Annotated in this window: 17 protein-coding genes and 1 riboswitch; of the genes, 10 read left to right on the top strand and 7 right to left on the bottom strand. The window is 40.9% G+C overall.

Annotation, left to right across the window (positions count from 1 at the left end; translation table 11 throughout):
- Window positions 1-109: 109 nt before the first annotated feature.
- Window positions 110-1000: an alpha/beta fold hydrolase gene (locus NOS7107_RS03025; protein WP_015111514.1), complete on the bottom strand. Its 891-nt coding sequence runs from the start codon at window positions 998-1000 to the stop codon at window positions 110-112.
- Window positions 1001-1152: 152 nt separating this feature from the next.
- Here NOS7107_RS03025 and NOS7107_RS03020 point away from each other — a divergent pair, with 152 nt between their 5' ends.
- From NOS7107_RS03020 to NOS7107_RS03010, 4 genes are read left to right on the top strand one after another with little or no spacing between them, the layout of a single operon-like run.
- The gene (locus NOS7107_RS03020; protein WP_015111513.1) at window positions 1153-1392 is read left to right on the top strand and encodes a type II toxin-antitoxin system HicA family toxin; all 240 of its coding nucleotides are present in this window, start codon (window positions 1153-1155) and stop codon (window positions 1390-1392) included.
- Window positions 1389-1619: a type II toxin-antitoxin system HicB family antitoxin gene (locus tag NOS7107_RS03015; RefSeq protein ID WP_015111512.1), complete on the top strand. Its 231-nt coding sequence runs from the start codon at window positions 1389-1391 to the stop codon at window positions 1617-1619. The genes NOS7107_RS03020 and NOS7107_RS03015 overlap by 4 nt, the downstream gene beginning before the upstream one ends.
- 25 nt (window positions 1620-1644) lie before the next feature.
- Window positions 1645-1806: a hypothetical protein gene (locus NOS7107_RS28400; protein WP_157373932.1), complete on the top strand. Its 162-nt coding sequence runs from the start codon at window positions 1645-1647 to the stop codon at window positions 1804-1806.
- Between the two features lie 55 nt (window positions 1807-1861).
- Window positions 1862-3916, top strand: coding sequence for an S-layer homology domain-containing protein (locus tag NOS7107_RS03010; RefSeq protein ID WP_015111511.1), 2055 nt, complete (start codon window positions 1862-1864; stop codon window positions 3914-3916).
- 116 nt (window positions 3917-4032) lie between these two features.
- Here NOS7107_RS03010 and NOS7107_RS03005 read toward each other — a convergent pair whose 3' ends face one another.
- The gene (locus tag NOS7107_RS03005) at window positions 4033-5052 is read right to left on the bottom strand and encodes a mechanosensitive ion channel family protein (RefSeq protein WP_015111510.1); all 1020 of its coding nucleotides are present in this window, start codon (window positions 5050-5052) and stop codon (window positions 4033-4035) included.
- Window positions 5053-5195: 143 nt separating this feature from the next.
- On the opposite strand from NOS7107_RS03005, the gene NOS7107_RS03000 reads away from it, so the two are divergent.
- The 5 genes from NOS7107_RS03000 to NOS7107_RS02980 all read left to right on the top strand — a co-directional run bounded on the left by NOS7107_RS03000 (window position 5196) and on the right by NOS7107_RS02980 (window position 9663).
- On the top strand, window positions 5196-6113 hold the full coding sequence (locus NOS7107_RS03000; RefSeq protein WP_015111509.1) for a histone deacetylase: 918 nt from the start codon (window positions 5196-5198) through the stop codon (window positions 6111-6113).
- A gap of 87 nt (window positions 6114-6200) precedes the next feature.
- Window positions 6201-6773: a pantetheine-phosphate adenylyltransferase gene (gene coaD, locus NOS7107_RS02995; protein ID WP_015111508.1), complete on the top strand. Its 573-nt coding sequence runs from the start codon at window positions 6201-6203 to the stop codon at window positions 6771-6773.
- A complete protein-coding gene (locus NOS7107_RS02990; RefSeq protein ID WP_044499621.1) occupies window positions 6662-7345 on the top strand; it encodes a hypothetical protein in 684 nt (227 codons plus the stop codon). Before coaD ends, NOS7107_RS02990 begins: the two co-directional genes overlap by 112 nt.
- A 138-nt stretch (window positions 7346-7483) precedes the next feature.
- Window positions 7484-9322 carry a helicase-associated domain-containing protein gene (locus tag NOS7107_RS02985; protein ID WP_015111506.1) on the top strand — a complete coding sequence of 613 codons (1839 nt, stop codon included), beginning with the start codon at window positions 7484-7486 and terminating at the stop codon, window positions 9320-9322.
- An 8-nt stretch (window positions 9323-9330) separates the two neighbouring features.
- On the top strand, window positions 9331-9663 hold the full coding sequence (locus tag NOS7107_RS02980) for a Ycf66 family protein (protein WP_015111505.1): 333 nt from the start codon (window positions 9331-9333) through the stop codon (window positions 9661-9663).
- A 20-nt stretch (window positions 9664-9683) separates the two neighbouring features.
- Here the strand turns inward: NOS7107_RS02980 and NOS7107_RS02975 are convergent, their stop codons facing one another.
- Entirely contained in the window at window positions 9684-10271 is a 588-nt protein-coding gene (locus tag NOS7107_RS02975) for a Uma2 family endonuclease (protein ID WP_015111504.1), read from the bottom strand.
- Window positions 10272-10460: 189 nt separating this feature from the next.
- On the opposite strand from NOS7107_RS02975, the gene NOS7107_RS02970 reads away from it, so the two are divergent.
- A complete protein-coding gene (locus tag NOS7107_RS02970; protein WP_015111503.1) occupies window positions 10461-12131 on the top strand; it encodes a DNA repair helicase XPB in 1671 nt (556 codons plus the stop codon).
- Window positions 12132-12205: 74 nt separating this feature from the next.
- On the opposite strand, the gene NOS7107_RS02965 is transcribed toward NOS7107_RS02970, so the two are convergent.
- From NOS7107_RS02965 to cysS, 4 genes are all read right to left on the bottom strand, one after another.
- Window positions 12206-13510 carry a voltage-gated chloride channel family protein gene (locus tag NOS7107_RS02965; RefSeq protein ID WP_015111502.1) on the bottom strand — a complete coding sequence of 435 codons (1305 nt, stop codon included), beginning with the start codon at window positions 13508-13510 and terminating at the stop codon, window positions 12206-12208.
- Between the two features lie 334 nt (window positions 13511-13844).
- A riboswitch (Fluoride riboswitch) is annotated at window positions 13845-13920 on the bottom strand.
- Window positions 13921-13979: 59 nt separating this feature from the next.
- Window positions 13980-15323, bottom strand: a complete 1344-nt coding sequence (locus NOS7107_RS02955) for a TldD/PmbA family protein (protein ID WP_015111501.1) — start codon at window positions 15321-15323, stop codon at window positions 13980-13982.
- A 157-nt stretch (window positions 15324-15480) separates the two neighbouring features.
- Window positions 15481-16920 (bottom strand): TldD/PmbA family protein, encoded by a 1440-nt coding sequence (locus NOS7107_RS02950; protein ID WP_015111500.1) that lies wholly within the window; start codon window positions 16918-16920, stop codon window positions 15481-15483.
- A 503-nt stretch (window positions 16921-17423) separates the two neighbouring features.
- The gene (gene cysS / locus NOS7107_RS02945) at window positions 17424-18866 is read right to left on the bottom strand and encodes a cysteine--tRNA ligase (protein WP_044500473.1); all 1443 of its coding nucleotides are present in this window, start codon (window positions 18864-18866) and stop codon (window positions 17424-17426) included.
- Window positions 18867-18966 lie beyond the last annotated feature (100 nt).

Here is an 18966-nt window from a genome sequence, read left to right as displayed (position 1 = left end):
TGATTTTGTCAAGGTGCCATAAGATAAAAGGTACTCACCCGGTAAATCAAAGTGTGAAGGATGAGGTATGAAGTCTGAAATTAAAACTTTAGACTTCACACTTCACACTTCAGATTTGTATTAACCAATTAATCATTTGAATGTTGACAATATCTGGAACTTCATCGTGGGGACAATGACCGGCGTTAGGAATGGGAACAATTTTGATATCTTTGCCATTCGCTTGCGCCTCTTCGTAAATCTTCGCCCCAGTAATTGGTGTCCAGGGATCATCAGCACCCCAAATCACTAGTAAGGGACGTTCAACTTTGGGTAAAAGTTCCTCTGGACTAGGGCCAGGAGGTGCGGTGAGGATGGAAGCAAAAACTTGTTGCGCTCCTGGATCACAAGAAGGTATATAAAGTAAGTCAACTAATTCATCAGTAACAGCGGCGCGATCGCGGTAGACTTGGTACAAAGTGCGGCGAATTTGGGATTTTTGACGAATGCGGTTAAAGACAAATTTACCAGTAATGGGCGATCGCACCACTTTATTAAAAGTTGCCATCACAATGCGTAACGGTGGATTTAATTCGTGGGGACGGTGACTCAACCCACCTGCTGAGTTAATCAAAACCCCACCAGCACAAATTTCTGGATGTTCTGTTAAAACTATCAAGCTAATCAGTGCGCCAATGGAGTTACCGATAAATACCGCAGGTTCTTGAATATGCGCCGTCCAAAAATCTTTCAGTAGTTCTACCCAGATTTCCACAGAGTAATTTAGCGGCGGTTTATCAGAACCGCCAAAACCCAACAAATCTACTGCATATACTCTATAACCAGCCTCGGCTAACACCGGGATATTTTTCCGCCAATGTCCAATTGAAGCCCCAAAGCCATGCACCAATACTAAGGGCTTGCCTGTACCCATGACAGTATATTGAATTTTATGCCCCTGCCAAGTCCAAATAAATTTTTCTAAATCGACTGAAGGTAGTTGCTGGGTCGTTAAGCTCATTATTAAGATTCCTAAACTATTACTTTATATAGTAAAGTCTAGAGAACTTTGGGCAATGCGATCGCGCGTGTGTTACTCCGTTAACTAAATTAGGCGATCGTACTATTCTGCTCGATGATTATAATACGCGAGGAGTTGATAGCTAAGGGGCAATGCCAAAAAAAATCAGAGAATTAAAAGCAATGGTGGCAAAAGTTGGGTATATCCTTCAGCCAGGACGAGGCAAAGGAAGTCATACATTTTGGAAACATCCAATGCTACCGGAAGAACCCCTTACTATTCCTGGCAAAGATGGTGATGATGCTCCACTATATTTAGAAAGAGGTATTCAACGAGTACTGAAAAAGTTGGAAGAACTCGAAAAACTTGCAAACGAGGAAGATGAGGAATGATCTATCACTACAGCATGGTGATTCAATGGTCACAAGAGGATCAACTTTTCTTGGTTCACTTGCCTGAGTTTCCCTGGCAACAATTTCATACTCATGGTAGAACTTACGAGGAAGCTGCCAAAAATGGTCAGGAAGTAATTGAAGCTTTTGTAGAAATGCTGATTGAAGATAATATACCACTGCCAGAACCTCGAATGCTGCCTACAAAACCGTTGCAAGTTGCTTAATTAAGCTATCGCGCTAGTAGGTTGGGTGGAGCGAAGCAAAACCCTAGTTAATATTATTTACTATCAACGGATACTTGAATGCGATCGCGCCTGTGTTACTTCACCAACTAAATTAGGCGATCGCACTATTGTTAAGTCATCCAAATTCTCTTTAGGAATGTTAGTTTCGCTTGCACATAGGGATTAATAAGTCAAGGGAATTCATATTCTCTTCACTTACTAGCCGATTGGTACGGTGTGAGATGAAACACATAAAAACTCGTTCTATAGCTCATTTGAGTCAAATGATTGTTGCTGCAACTTCTGTAGCAATGTTCTCGCCCATCTTTTCAGCCTCTGCAACTCCTCGGTTCTCAACCACCATTGCACAAACGCCTGTTAACTCCACAAGCCAACAACTGTTAGCTGATGAGTTAAGCAGCAATAGCGCAGAATTGCCAGAATCAGTGAAAGTATCTGTTTTACAGGATATTTCCGAGCGCACAGGTGCAAAAACTTCCGCTTTACGTGTCGTTAAAGCCCAACAGCAAACTTGGTCTGATGGCTGTTTGGGTTTAAAAACGGATGACAACTGCTCTCAAGCAATAGTACCTGGTTGGCACGTAGTGGTTGCCAACGTTAAGGAAGTTTGGGTATACCGGACTGATGAGTCGGGAAGTATCACCAAACTAGATGAAGAGTCTACCCAGAGTTTGACAGCATTGATTAGTCGTCGAGAAACTAGCACTCGTCAAACCAGCGGTACTGCTATCAAACGCTCAGTAATAGCTCAACGCAGTACCGAAGTCAGTGCTGCTAGTACCGCAGTCAAGGCGAAAAAGACAGGTTTTAGCCTGGCTATTTTGCAACCATCTGGTGACTTTTCCGAAGTAATTGCTCGTGTTTCTTTAAAATCGAAACGCCACAAAGGCTACTTAAAAGAAAGATTTCTGGGTGATTACAAATACAAACTTAAGCACAAAGCGAAATTTGTTAAAGGTATCAAAGCAGGCGATCGCGTAGTTGTCAGATTATACGATACTCAAAACCGTTTTATTGGCTACAGCGAATTTGAATGTTTGTCAGCATTCAGCAGTGTGAACTTAGTTTTGTCCGGTAATCCCAGTGAATATCAGGTTGTCCGCACTGTCTACGGAGTTGATGCTGATGAAGACGGCACAATAGACTCTGGGACTAGCACTTATGACTATTTCACCCAAGTTAGCGACCAACGAGTAACTTTCCTTAGCAGTTCCCAAACTGTTAATGTTAGTCAGTTTGAGGCAGAAGGTTTATCATCCGTTGCCACAAATAGCGTTTACTCTTCTTCTTTTACTAGCGGGAAATTCGCCTTAGCTCGTCAAACAATTAGCACTTTTAGTTACAACTTAGCAGAAGCTTTAAAAGCTGAACCTGGTCGGTTAGTAGAACTCAATGAAGTCAGCGATGACGATAGTTCTATTTTCGACATCGGTCAGATGATGATGAGTTACCGCGCCATCGGTGTAGCCCAAGGTATTCAGGTTAAGTTTAACGATGTCTCAACCAACCATTGGGCTAACGACTTTATAGCAGAGTTGGCAGCTTTGCAAGTAATCCAAGGTTTTCCTGATGGGACTTTCCGCCCCGACGAACAAGTGACTCGCGCCCAATTTGCGGCAATGATTAGTCAAGCCTTTGAAAAGGTCAATATTCGTCAGGCTGTTAGCTTTAGAGATGTAACCACAAAATATTGGGCTTACAGCGCCATTCGTGAAGCTTATTCTACAGGCTTTTTAGGAATTTCTGGGAATAAATTCAACCCCACCCAAGCCTTATCTCGTTTGGAAGTACTGCTATCGTTAGCACGAGGCTTAAACTATACCTTTAGCGGTTCCACAGAATCAATTTTGGCTGCTTACTCTGACGCTGCAACTATTCGGAGTGACGTACGAAATGCGATCGCTGCACTTACAGAACGAGGTATTGTTGTTAATTATCCCAATGTTCAAGCTCTCAATGCTGACAAGGTAGCTACACGAGCCGAAGTTTGCGCTTTGATATATAAAGCACTGGTTAGCTCTGGCGAAGTGGCAGATATATCTTCTCAGTACAACGTTCAGCAAACAGAGACAAAACAATCTGTGGATGACGATGATGATGATAAGAAAGTCCGCCGCACTGATGACGATGATGATACTGATGACGATGACGATAAAAAACGTCGTCGCAATTGTAACCAAGGAATTGGTAATGGTTCTGAAGGCTGTGACCCAGGTAACTCTCGCCCCCACGGTGGTAGTAACGATGAAGGTGGTAGAACTCCTGGTAGAAGGTAAGATTCAAGTTTTGTAGAAACGCTCTTCATAGTTTCTACCAATGCACAGTAGGATAAAACTCAAAAGTAAAAGGGGAAAATCAGTTTTGATTGTCTACCTTTTACTTTTTTTTGCCTTTAATTTGAATTATTCTGCACATAAACATCTCTAATAGGGAATGGAATAGAAATTCCTAATTCTTGATAACGTTTATGCAATTTCTTAACAAATAAATGTTTACCCATTCTTTGATCAAAATATTCACTTACCCGCATGTAAAGAGTAAAATCTATACTAAAATCACCAAAAGTATGAAATCGAATATATGGCTGATTTTCCATTAAGTCTGGGGCAATCTCTTGCATTACTTCTTTCGCAACTTCGACAGTGACTTTTTCTACCTGTTCTAAATCACTATCATAACTGACTCCAACATTCATCGTTAAAGTGATTTCTTTAGCAGGTAAATGATAGTTAGTAAAAATTGCCGATGCTAATTTAGAATTAGGTACAATCACCACATTATTAGAAAGCTCTTTAATAGTAGTATTTCGCCAAGTAATATCTGTTACGTAACCTTCATGTCCAGCATCTAATTTGACATAATCTCCAGTTCTAACCTGTTTAGAAATAATTAAATAAAAACCCGAAAATAAATTTGCTAAAGTATCTTGTAGTGCTAAACCAACAGCAATACCACCAATTCCTAAAGTGGTAACTATTGGTGTGACTTGTATACCTAATGTTTGTAATATAATTAGCGCACCTAAAACTAAAACGCCAGTCTTTACAAGATTAGAAATTAGTGAGGTGGAAACTCCTTCGGTTTTGCGAACAAATAAATTGACAAAACCACCACTTAGTCTTGCTAAAACTAAAGTAACTGAACATAGAAAAATAATTGTAATAATTCTTTCGATAACAATCTTTAATTCGGTGCTTATGTTAGGAGAAGCCGCAACTAAAGCAGATGAAAAACCAGCTAATAAAAACCAAATAAAAGTTACTCGATGTAAAGCTTGGAAAATTATCCTACTGCCAGGAATTTGCTTCTGAATAATGATTTTTTTAAACTTGTGAAATAAAAATTTTTCACAAACTAATCCAGTCAGCAAACTAACTAAAATAAGTGCGGCCGGTAAAATCCATTGCGTCATAATTAATTTGATTTCTTAAGTTTAACGACAAAAATTAAAGAAATATTATAAAACAATTATTAGTGAAACTCATCTGGCAAATACAGTACTTTATTTACATTTAGGTATATTTAACATCAGAAATATGACGAAAAATACATAATATGCACTTGCCGATAATTTATCACCCAAATTATGTTGCACCTTTACCGGAAGGGCATCGTTTCCCGATGTCTAAGTTTAGTAAATTGTATGAATTATTACTCAATGATGGGGTAGCACAAGCAGAACAGTTTCACACTCCACAAGTTCCACCACAAGATTTAATTGAGTTAGTGCATACGCCAGATTATGTTAGAGCATATTGTAAGGGAACCCTTGACGCGAAAGCACAACGTCGCATTGGCTTGCCTTGGAGTCCTGTTTTAGTGAATCGTACCTGTGTAGCGGTTGGTGGTACGATACTAACGGCTCAGATGGCTTTAAGTCAGGGTTTAGCTTGCAATACTGCTGGTGGTACTCATCACGCCTTTCCCAGTTATGGATCTGGTTTTTGTATTTTCAATGATTTAGCGATCGCATCTCGCGTTTTGCAAAAACTGGGACTGGTGCAGAAAATCTTGATTGTCGATTTGGATGTGCATCAAGGAGACGGTACTGCTTTTATTTTTGCTGATGATGCAAGTGTGTTTACCTTCTCAATGCACTGTGAAGTCAATTTTCCCGGTACAAAACAACATAGCGATTTAGATGTTCCTCTCCCCGTGGGAATGGACGATGATGCTTATTTGCAAACTTTGGCAAAATATTTGCCAGATTTGTTATCTCATGTCCAGCCAGACTTAATATTTTACGACGCAGGTGTTGATCCCCATATATGCGATCGCTTGGGAAAACTAGCTTTAACTGATACTGGCCTTTTCCGCCGCGAAATGCAGGTTTTAACCACCTGTGTCAGTGCAGGTTATCCCGTCGCCTGTGTCATTGGGGGAGGCTATGCTGATGACATGAAATCTTTGGTGTGGCGACATTCTCTGTTGCATCGTGCTGCCAGTGAAGTTTACCGCCAGTATGGACTTTAGGTTACAGGTTATAGTACTTTTTACTCAGCACTCAGCATAGAGTAATTCGATATAATCACCTCAATAACTTTGATACATCAAAATATTGTGATTGCTATCTATCCCGGCAGTTTTGACCCCATCACTTTAGGACACCTTGATATTATTCAACGTGGTAGTCGGCTGTTTGACCAGGTAGTTGTAGCTGTGTTGCGGAATCCGAATAAAGTGCCGTTGTTTACAGTACAACAACGATTAGAACAAATTCGGATAGCTACGCAGCATCTACCAAACGTCGAAGCGGATAGTTTTGATGGCTTGACTGTGAATTATGCCCAACAGCGCCAAGCACAGGTGTTGTTACGAGGTTTACGGGCAATTTCTGACTTTGAAGTAGAATTACAGATGGCTCACACGAATAAAACTCTGTCTACTCAAATTGAAACAGTTTTTCTCGCAACATCAAATGAGTATAGTTTTTTAAGTAGTAGTGTGATAAAAGAGATCGCAAGATTTGGTGGTTCTGTCGATCATCTTGTTCCCCCGCACATTGCTTTAGATATACACAAATGTTACAACAACAACTATCCAATAGCGAACCCGACCACAACGGCAATTATCCCGCCCCTCCAGAGTATCCCAATGGAGTCGGCAACGGGGACAACTCTCGAACAGGAGTAGACATTCAGCAGGAACTCAACCGTTTAGAAGATTTAATTTTGTCTAGTTGGCGAGTTCCTCTCACAGGGCGCACATTAATCGACGAAGAAAAATTATTTGAACAGCTAGATTTTATTCGCGTTTCCTTACCTTCTGTGTTTCAGGAAGCCTCCGCGATTATGCAACACAAGCAAGAAGTGATGTTAGAAGCGGAAGAATATGGACAGCAAATTGTCGAAGCTGCCCAAGCCAAAAGAGCGCAAATTTTGGCAGAAAGTGATATTCTCAGGCAGGCAGAACGAGAAGCAGAACAACTCCGGCGAACAACCCAGCAAGAATGCGAGGAAATGATGCAGGAAACCATCGCCGAAATTGACCGCAGGCGACAAGCTTGTATGGAAGAATTAGAACAAATGCGACAAACTGCGATCGCTCAAGCTCAAGAAATTGAAGATGGTGCTGATCAATACGCTGATACTGTCCTCGAAAATATCGAGCAAGACCTCAAAGATATGTTAAGAATTATCACTAACGGCAGGCAACAATTACGCCAAGAAAATCAATCTCAAGGTTATTCTTCTAAAAAGAAATAATGCTTGAGGCAGAAGGCAAAAAAAATAGCTTTGTATTTCAATTACGAATTACGAATTAGTATCAACTCTACTGTAAAATTTTTCTAACCCTATCTTGCTCATGGGGTAAAAATTGCAGGTTATTTCTAGTGCATTGCCATGCCTTACTATCAGGATCAGTTAAGCATTACCACTGTTGATGAGGCTCTACAACAATTATCTGTTGATGAACTGAAAAAGCTGGCAGCGTTACTAAATGCTAATAGCAAACCCACTCGTAAAGCAGAAATAATGGCGTTGATTCAGCGCCATCTTGTGGGGGAGAATCTGCAACAATTGTGGCGAGAACTAGATCATCTGCAACAAAAAGCAGTAGCAGAAACTCTGCACAACACAGATGGGTTGTTTAACGAAACGCGTTTTTATGCTAAATATCTGGAAGCACCTAATTGGGGAACTGCTGACGCATTCGGTTACAAGCGTCAACCATCATTATTGTGCTTATTTATCTACCGCAATTTTATCCCCCAAGATTTGCAAACACGCCTGAAAGCTTTTGTTCAGCCACCAGCCGAATTTTCGATTAATAGCTTAGATAAATGTCCCGAAGTTTTCTGTTTGCAATGGCGAGAATGGAACTGGAAAACTCGTGAACGAGAAACCCATGAAAAAGAAATTGTCGTCAAGCAGTGTGAAATGGAAACTGCGGCGCAACAAGATTTACTGGCGGTACTACGATTAATTAACGCCGGAAAACTCAGCGTTAGCGATAAAACTGGATATCCAAATAATAGTAGTATGAGTGCGATCGCCTCTGTCATGACGGGTAGCGATTATTACAACGACGACCCATCTACACCATCATACGAAAAAATCGGTTTTATTAAGCCCTTCGCCTGGGCAATGCTAGTCCAAGCCGCAGGTTTAGCCGAACTTTCTAGCAAACGCCTAGTATTAACCAAAACTGGACAAAAAGCCCTTACCAACCCACCAGCCTCCACTATCCGCAATATTTGGAAGAAATGGCTAAAAAATAAGGTATTAGACGAACTACGCCGAATAGACAGCATTAAAGGTCAAACAGGCAAAGGTAAGCAAGGTTTAACCGCACCAGACAAACGCCGCGAAGCCATTACCAAAGCTTTAGCCGAGTGTCCTGTGGGGCGTTGGTTGGGTGTAAATGAACTGTTCCGCTGCATTCTTGTCAAAGGCTACGATTTTGAAGTTACCCGCAATCCTTGGAATTTGTATATTAGTGATTCCCATTACGGTAGCTTAGGTAATGATGGCGATGATTGGGAAATTCTGCAAGGCAGATATACTTTATGTCTGCTATTTGAATATGTTGCCACCTTGGGGATGATCAATATCGCCTACGTTCACCCAGGCGGCGTTCGCCCTGATTACACCGATTTATGGGGAACCGATGACTTACCTTTTCTCAGCCGTTACGACGGCTTGATGTGTTTGCAATTAACACCTTTGGGTGCATATTGCTTAGGTCTGCAAAACGACTATACACCACCACCTTTAGAAGTACGGACAGTATTTCGAGTGTTACCAAACTTAGAAATAGCGGCGACTGGCGAACCCATCACCCCTGCTGATACTATCCTGCTGGATGTTTACGCCCAAAAAATTTCGGATGCGGTGTGGCGCTTGGAGACGGCTAAGTTACTCAGTGCAATAGAAGAAGGACAAAGCATCACCCAGTTACGAGAATTTCTGCAAGCCCGCAGTGGTCATGAATTGCCAGAGACAGTAAATCAATTTTTAGCCGATATAGAAGCGAGAGGCAATAGTTTGCGCGATCGAGGTCAAGCCCGGTTGATAGAATGCACTGATACTGCTTTAGCTGTTTTAATAGCCAACGATTCCCGCACGAAAAAGCTGTGTTTTTTAGCAGGAGAAAAACATTTAGTTGTGCCTAGCGAATCAGAAACTAAATTCCGTAACGCCGTGAAAAAATTGGGTTATAGTATTGCGTTAAGTGGTTAAAATTCCTCATGAATGAATTCATTTTAATGCAAGTAAATTTCGGGTTAAATATAGCTAGTTTGATTGGTTTTGCACAGATAGTTTTTGCGGTGGCTTATCTACTGGCTCTGATAATTCTGCTGATTCAACGCGCTAGAAGATTAGAAACTTTATCTTTAATTTTTTATGTTTTCCAAACTATAATTATCCCTATTTTCTTGCTAACTTCTGGGTTGATTTTGGTTTTTCATGGTTGGCGACTAGACCCAATTTTACAATTCATGCAACTCTTATCAACTATGTTGATTATTTATTTATGTGTTAAAGATATTGTGATTAATGGTGGCTATAGAAATCGGTAGTTTAAGATGAGCGATCATTGTTAAACATCAGATTCAACTTCAAACTCTACCTTGTTGTATAAATCTTGTAATTTAATTTCCAAGGGAACAGTAACTAAATTAATAAACTCATCTTCGGCATCATATTCTTGTAAAGACCATCGCTTATTAGCAGTCTTATAAAAATGTTCTACAAAAATTCTATCCTGCTCAACTAATAAATATTCTTCAAAGGATGGTATGGTACGATATGCCTTAAATTTTCCTTCTCTATCATAACTTTCAGTGGATTTTGATAATACCTCAACAATTAATTTTGGATTGGTAATTGTATCTGTCCGATTTTCCAGAAATTCTATTTTACCTGCAACAATAGAAATGTCCGGATATGTATAAATACGTTGTTTAGGTATCCATAACCGCATATCACTGTTAAAGACTTCATAATCTTGTTGCCTAAAAGCAAAATTCAAAATAGCATAAAAATTGCCAGAAATTCGATTATGATTTGCAGTTCCACCAGCCATTGGAATAATTCTTCCGTCAATATACTCACTTTTAAAATCAGCTTTGTCTTCTAAGTTTAAATATTCTGGGATGGTAAAATATTGTGGTTCTAGTATTTGCACAAGTTTACCTCACTTCTGCTTTTTAAACATATTTTGTATCTTTTAGGTATTGTAGGTTGAGTGCAGCGCCAGCGAAACCCAACAACTATGATGATTTTACCTTTTCATTACTTTAATATTTTAGGCTATCTATACTATTACTCGACAGAATTACTAAATTATATTTCGTAGGATTTAGCTGACAAAATTATGACTTACATCCCAGAAAATGCGCTGATTGTGCAGAGCGATCGCACTATTCTTTTAGAAGTACATTCTCCTACAGCAGCTAAAGCCAGAGAAGCGATCGCACCTTTCGCTGAACTAATCAAAAGTCCCGAACATATCCACACTTACCAAATTACACCCCTAAGTATTTGGAATGCGCGGGCGGCGGGGTTGCAGGTAGAGGCGATGGTAGGGGCGTTGCGGGACTATGCAAAATATCCCATCCCGGAAGCTGTCGCCCAAGAAATTACCACCTTGGGTAGTCGCTATGGATTAACGGTAATTGAGCGTGATGGAGATAGTTTACTACTGCGAATCAGCGATCGCCCTTTGGCGGAATTGCTGTCACGGGATAAACAAGTTGCACCGTTATTAGGTCAGCGACTGTCGGAAGTTTCCTTTCAAGTCGCGGCGAGTTTACGCGGTGTACTCAAACAAGCTTTGTTAGCTACTGGGTATCCGGCGGAAGATATTGCAGGTTATGTTACAGGTGATGCTTTAGCAATTCAGTTGCGCGAAGAAACGCGCACAGGCAAAAAATTTCTGCTGCGGGACTACCAAAGTCAAGCAGCAGAAGCATTTTATCAGTCGGGAAGAGTACAAGGTGGCAGTGGCGTAATTGTGCTACCTTGCGGTGCAGGTAAGACAATTGTCGGTATGACTGCGATCGCCGCCGTGCAAGAGAGTACACTTGTACTAAGTACTAGTTTAACATCTGTGCGGCAGTGGCGGCGGGAATTATTGGATAAAACAGATTTACCAGAAGATGCGATCGCCGAATATAGTGGCGAAGTTAAAAATACAGGGCCAATTACCCTATCAACTTATCAAATCCTGACTTATCGCCATCAACGCGACGGTGATTTTCCCCACTTTGATTTATTTAGTGCGCGTTCTTGGGGTTTAATTATCTACGACGAAGTTCACCTCCTCCCCGCACCAGTTTTCCGTATCACGGCTGAACTGCAAGCCCGCCGCCGTTTAGGACTCACCGCCACCCTGATTCGGGAAGATGGTAGAGAGGGTGATGTTTTCGCCCTGATCGGCCCGAAACGTTACGATGTTCCGTGGCGTGAACTAGAAGGTGGAGGTTTCATTGCTACGGCGAGTTGCACGGAAATTCGCGTATCTCAAGATAAAGAACGCCAAATGGAATATGCTTTAGCACCCAGGCGAAATCAGTTCCGTGTCGCCGCCGAAAATCCGCGCAAGGTGCAAGTGATTAAAGATTTATTAGCGAGAGAGTCAGGACACCGCATCTTAATTATTGGCGAATTTCTCTCGCAATTGGAAGCGATCGCCCAAGTTACCCAACTACCTTTAATTACTGGTAAAACCCCCGAAAAAGAGCGAGAAAAACTCTATCAAGCTTTTCGAGAGGGTAAATTAGGTGGACTGGTTTTATCCAGAGTTGGTAACTTTGCCATTGATTTACCCGATGCAGATATTCTTATTCAAGTATCTGGTAAATATGGTTCTCGCCAAGAAGAAGCACAGCGTTTAGGTAGAGTTTTACGTCCTAAATCTGATGGTCGTCCCGCACAATTTTATACTTTAGTTTCGTTGCGTACTTGCGAAGAAGATTTTGCCCGTCATCGTCAGTTATTTTTAACTGAGCAAGGTTACAGTTATCAAATTGAAATTATGGATTAGACCTCTTGCACAAATATTTGATGAAGTGTACAAATCTCCAAAAATGCAGGTCGTTGAATAAATGAATTTTTTTTTCAATCGTTTTTTTCTACAGTCCGAGCAGCTTCTAGAGTTTGGGTGGCTAAACTTTGTCCTTCTTGCACAGCCATGAAATGGTATTTACCTGAGCCAATGCGTTGTGCTTTATAAATACCAGCGTGACCAGAAAAAACATAGCTGGCTACACAAGCAATACCAATAAAAACTCCCGATTCTAATCCAAACAGTTCAATTCCCATCAAAGTTGAGGCGATAGGAGTATTGGCTGCACCACCAAAAACAGCAACAAACCCCATAGCTGCAAGTAATGGGGCCGGTAGAGCTAATATTAAAGACAAAGCATTACCTAATGTTGCACCAATATAAAATAAAGGAGTTACTTCTCCTCCTTTAAAACCTGCTCCCAAAGTCAAAGCAGTAAAAGCTATTTTTCCCGCAAAATCCCACGGTGGTAACTGAGTATTAAAAGCATCAACAATTGTGGGAATACCCAGTCCAATGTATTTTGTAGTTCCGACTGCCCAAACAGCCAATGCCACAATCACTCCACCGATGGCAGGGCGTAAGGGAGGGTAGGAGATTTTTTCTTGAAAAATGTGGCTGATTTTATGAGTTAATTTGGCAAAAATCATCGCTACAATGCCAAAGATTGCACCAGCGACAATTGCCGAAATCATCCCTATGAAGGTGATTGTGGGGATAACGGGGGCATGACGATAGGCTGTATGATGCAAACCTAACATTAAGGTAACGCGATCGCCTACAACTGCGGCAATTAAACAAGGAAACAGTGCATTATGTTGGATTGTCCCAATAGCTAAAACTTCTAAACCAAAGATGCTTCCTGCTAAGGGAGTTCCGAAAACTGAAGCAAATCCTCCACTTAAACCTGCCATTAATAGAATTCGTCGATCTGCTTGTTTAAAGTGGAATATCTTTGTCAATCTATCTGCCAGTGAAGCTGCTATTTGCAAGGCTGTACCTTCCCGACCAGCAGAACCTCCAAAGAAGTGAGTTAGGTCTGTGCCAAACAAAACTAAAGGAGCCATCCGCAAGGGAATAATATCTTTAGGATTATAGATTTCTTCCAGTAAAAGGTTGTTTCCTGCTTCTACACGTTTGCCAAACTGATGATAAATCCAACCACTTAAAAAACCGCCTAAAGGTAATAGTGAAATTATCCAAAGATGTGATTCTCGCCAATTGCTTGACCATTCCAACGATACCAAAAGAGCAGCAGAACCTATGCCAGAAAGAATACCAACAACCAAGGAGATGATGAACCACTTGCTGAGTTGAGGTATGACAATTAACTGTTCTAACTGGTGTAATTTAGGCATATTTGAGTTTGGTAATATTTAAATTTTGTTTGAGGTAAGTCAACAAAATAGATAAAATAGAGCAATCTTACTGCTATGAGAATGGCCGTCTGCGATCGCAAAAACTTGTAATCTGATTACTCAACGTAGCGTCAAGTGCAATCGCCTTAATTATTAATTCTATCCAGTTGGTACAGATTAAAGCTGTTTCAGGAGTTTCTGAAAATCGCCGCTTGATTATCCTGAAGCTTTTTTGGAAAATTGCAAAAAAAATTTCGCCCATTGTATTTATTCCAACCTAACTAATAGTTTTTAGCCTTTACTACCTACAGGTTTACAGCAGGTTAATTGCAGTATTGAACTAGAAACTATCAGCCCCACAGGCGGTTTTCTGGTTATTCCAGAAGGCGAGTTTCATCACCACTGTTCTTTGAATACCAAAGTATACCCTAATTTGTCAAGTTGCGTAGACAGATGTTTTTGCCGGAGATTACAAAGTGTAAGTAAAATCATTTACTAACATCCCAGGAACTAAACTTCCACCTAATTGGCGGCTATCATAAGTGCCGACTTCGGGAATAAATTCTTGAAAGTTAGTGAAATCGACTAAATTTTCTCCCCAAAAACGATAGAGGCTGTCGTCAAAGCGGAGATTTTCGATAGGTGCGATGATTTCGCCATTCTCTACCCAAAAACAGGCGTAACGGGTCATACCAGTAATTCTACCTGTAGGGCGATCGCTCCAATTTAAATAATGTAAATTCGAGAGATATAAGCCTGTATCTAAGTTAGATAAAATCTGCTCAAGTTTTAAATTTCCTGGTCTGATTTCTGGTGTACGTAAAGTTTCGGAACTATTAGCGCCATTAGCAATTTTTTGATATTCTTTCGCAGTTCGAGAATTAACTAAACTATTTACTAAAATTCCTTGCTCAATTATTGGTAACTCTGGTGCTGCCATTTCGCCTAATTCATTAAAGCGCGGCACTAAACCTAATTGAAAGTTTTCTTTTAAATTAAATTTGGCAGACCACTGTTTTTCTTTTCTGGATAAAGCGGCTAAAGCACTGTTACCTTGTTGGATATCTGCTTCACCCACAGCACTCCAAGAAAGCATTTGCAATAAATCAGCCACAGCCGCAGGTGCAAAGTAAGTTTTGTATTGTCCTCTAGGCACTTCTTTTAGGGGACGAGACAGCAATTTTAGTTGTTTTTTGGCTTCATTAATTTTAGCTGTGTAACTGGCTAAATCCCAGCTAATTCCGGCAAATGTCCCTTTGACTGCTTGTCCAGAACTACTAAATAAAGAATAATCTAAGGTGAAAGTGTCGGTAGCAAACCAATGTTTTTGTCCGCTAGAATCTCCATAACCTTTAATGACTACGCCTCCAGCATAAATCCCAGTAAAATCTAATTCTATTACTTCATCTAATATGCTGGAAGCTACTGCTTCTGGTGCTAATAAATTACTATGATGAACTTCTCGACTAGTATTATTTCCAGAAGGTAAAACTAAGTAAGGATCAACAGGTAATAAAGGCAATTCACACCGTAATTCTTGTAAAGCTTGATATGCTCTTTGGGAGTCTTTTTCCCGATTTCCGGTAAAAGTAAACTGTCGAGAACTACTACGTTGCTCTGCCATTAAAGTCAGTTCAATCCACCCATCAGCTACACAACCAGTTTGTCTAACTTTTGCATGATTAAATCGGGTAAACTGACTTCTTTCACTACCGAGTTTGAGGGTAAATTCCTCACCTGCTAATTTCTTGATGAGCAGAGTTTCTAAAATTTGATTGAAGCTAGATTCTAAAGTCGTTAATTCTTCTTTCATTGGTAGATTATTAATTCGTAATTCGGAATAAAGTTACAAAAGTCATACTTTTGAACGCCAGTTGCTTCTCCTAATCGGAGACGCTACGCGAACAAGTCGGCAGAGCCGCCCAACGCACTGGCTCCTTTTGACTTTTGACTTTTAACTTTTAACTTCTTCAACTCCCTCCCCCGAAGACTTCAACATCAGCAAATACACAAACGGGTGAACCATGTCCTACCCAAATGGCTTGATTGGGTTCACCTTTACCACAGTAAGGAGTACCATACATTTGCCAACTATTAGCATCACCAACTTTGATTAAACTGTGCCAAAATTCTGGAGTTGTGGCGCGATAGTTGGGGTTGCGGAGAGTTTCGGTGAGTTGGCCATTTTCAATTAATTTGGCATATTCGCAACCAAATTGGAATTTATAACGGCGATCGTCAATTGACCAAGACCGATTTGATTCCATGTAAACACCGTGTTCGATACCGCTAATTATTTGCTCAAAGGTGGCGTTTCCTGGTTCTAAGTTTAAGTTAGCCATGCGGTCAATTGCTGGTCGATTCCAGGAGCAAGCGCGGGCGCAAGCAACTCCTGCTATTCCGGCTCTGGCTTGACTTTCTAAACTGCCTAAACCTCTTTGTAATAAGCCTTCTTTAATCACATATTCCCGTGTGGCGACTGCACCAGTATCATCAAAACCATAGCTGGCATATTCACCTGGAACTGTGGGGTCAAAGGTAATATTCATTAGTGGCGAACCATAGACTAGCTGACCAAAATCATTGGTTGTGACAAAGCTACCGCCGGCATAGTTGCGTTCATCACCTAAAATCCGGTCAATTTCTAGGGGATGTCCGATGCTTTCATGGATTTGCAGCATCATTTGGTCTGGTGCTAGGACTAAGTTTGTGCGTATATTTGGGCATTCAGTCGCAGTTAATAATTCTATAGCTTGTTCTCCTACTTGCTGTACCCGTTGCCATAAATTTTCTTGTCTTAAAAGTTCCCATCCACCTTGATAGCAGTGTGCTTGCCAACCGTTATTAGTGCGTTGTTGGACAATTGCGCCGTCTTGAGCGATCGCACCATAATTACTCCCCAAGGAGGTAAACTTTTGATATACTTCTGAGCCGTTGCTGCTGACATACCAACTTTCTCGCTCACTGGTGCTGATGCTGGCTGTGGTTTGCACGATTTTGTCATGAACTTTAAGTGTTCGGCACATCCGTACCAGCAAATCATTGATTTCACCCGGACTCAGCGTGTCTAATGGTTCCAAAAACGGCGAGTTGTATTCACCCACAACCTTGGGACGTTCGGTTTCTTTAAAAGGATATATCCACCATTGACTAGCTGCGAGTGCTTGTTTGTAAGCTATTTGGGCAGCAGATTCTAAAGAAGCTAATTCTAAAGAGTTGGTAGCAGCATAACCCAGACAGCCATTTACTAAAACTTCAATCATGGCTCCCTCGGTGGTAGATTTACCATTAGCTTGAGGGATACCATCACGTACATAACGGTTTGAGGCTGTTTCTTTAACTGCCCTGATACCAATCCAATCAGCGGGAATATCAAATTTAGCGATCGCTTTTGTTAGTTCAGACCACATAATAATTTAGATGCAAATTTAGTAAATTTATTATTGACAATTCAGTCGATTCATGAATTTTATTTTGTATTTGCTGATTTAGCTACTCCTTGTTTAACCATCAAATAACCAGCTATTATATGAGTCATTTAATATTCTCAGTTTTTTTGTAAAGCCTAGAATATTTTAGGTTTTTTCACAAAGTTGGTTATCTTTGATACTAATTTGCAGCTTATAACTTTTACCCTAATCGATGTAAATTATCAGACATAAGACACTTTTTCAAGACTGTTGTCACCACACAGTCTAAAAGTTTGATTTAGTGTAATAATGCAGAAGCGTTGAATAAGAATTCAGCAGCCAGAATTTTGGATACAAAATCGATGTTATGTTATGTTTTCATAACATTTTGTGACTAAAGCTGAGTTTTTTTGAGCAAATAAATTTTGCCGAAAAAAGGCTTTTGTCGTGGAGTTTTATGAGAAAAACTGCAATAGAAGATTGACAAAAGCCCTTACCTGAGATTAATTTCTGTGCCAGCGTGTACCTTCAGCACTATCAACTAAGGTGATACCTTGAGATTGTAATTCATTACGGATGCGATCGCCTGCGACAAAATTCTTCGCTTTTCTGGCGGCTTGGCGTTGTTGAATCAAATCTTCAATTTCCGCATCACTAAGGCCATCAGTTGCAGGGGGAGAATTTTCCATTTCGGCGGTTAAACCTAATACTTCTGCCAAAGTTACCAGAGTTTGCCATTGTTTTTGCAGTTCAGCGGCGGGTGTGTCGGTTTTGCCTTGATGAACGAGGATATTTCCTTCACGGCGGAGTTCTTTGGCTAATTCAAACAAAACTGTTACCCCACCTGGGAAATTAAAGTCATCGTTGACAGTTTCTTGAAAGCGTTCAACAAATTCAGGGAGTAGGGAAGAATCAACTTCCCAGCCTAATTGCTTACCGTATTGATGACCAAACAGCAAACCTTCTTTTAGAGTGTGCCAGCCGTTGGTGGCGGCAGCGATCGCATCATCGGTAAAATCAATAGGCTTACGATATTGCGCCATCAGCACAAATAATCTTACTGCCATTGGATCAACATGGCGATCAAGTAAGTCGCGGATGGTGGTAAAGTTGCCCAAAGACTTGGACATTTTCTCACCGTCTACTTTTACCATGCCATTGTGCAGCCAGTAAGTTGCTAAAGGTTTACCTGTGACGGCTTCCGATTGAGCAATTTCGTTTTCGTGGTGGGGGAAAATTAAGTCAGCACCACCAGCATGAATATCTATTGTCTCACCCAAGCGATCGCGCACCATCGCCGAGCATTCAATATGCCATCCTGGACGACCAGCACCCCAAGGTGATTCCCAAGAAGGTTCTCCGGGTTTAGCGGCTTTCCACAAGGCAAAATCAAAGGGGTCTTTTTTCTTTTGATATTCTGCGTCTTCTAGATTAACGCGCTCACTGCCCCCAGCCTGCATATCTTCCAACTTGCGCCCAGAAAGCTTACCATATTCACCAAACTGACGCACAGCATAGTAAACATCACCATTCGAGGGATAAGCAAATCCCTTATTTTCCAACTCATGAATTAACCGCTGAATCCCGTTCATCGTCTGGGTCGCACGGGGATATTCATCAGCCTCTTTAATTCCCAGCCGTCTCATATCTTCAAAATATGCTTTAATGAAGCGATCAGCTACAGCCTCCATTGATGATTGTTCTTGTCTGGCGCGGTTGAGAATTTTGTCATCAACATCAGTAAAATTCTGCACATAGCGCACTTCATAACCGATAAACTGGAGATAGCGGCGCACGACATCCCAAACAATGCAAGCTCTAGCATGACCCAAATGGCAGTAGTCATAAACCGTCACGCCGCAGTAATACATCTTAACCTTGCCTGGTTCGACTGTTTTAAACGGTTCTTGACGACGGGTGAGGGTATTGTAAACAGTTAGGGTCATAACAGAGTAATGCGGCAATAGAGGGATACGCAATAATAGGGTTAAGTCGCTGGGAAGTTTATCCAGCATCCCTATGCTAGTGTTTTCTGGACTATCTGCG

Origin of the sequence: Nostoc sp. PCC 7107, from assembly GCF_000316625.1 — a bacterium.
Taxonomy (GTDB): Bacteria; Cyanobacteriota; Cyanobacteriia; order Cyanobacteriales; family Nostocaceae; genus Nostoc_B.
The sequence above is the reverse complement of the archived record's forward strand: the minus strand, read 5'-3'. Positions and strand labels throughout refer to the sequence as shown.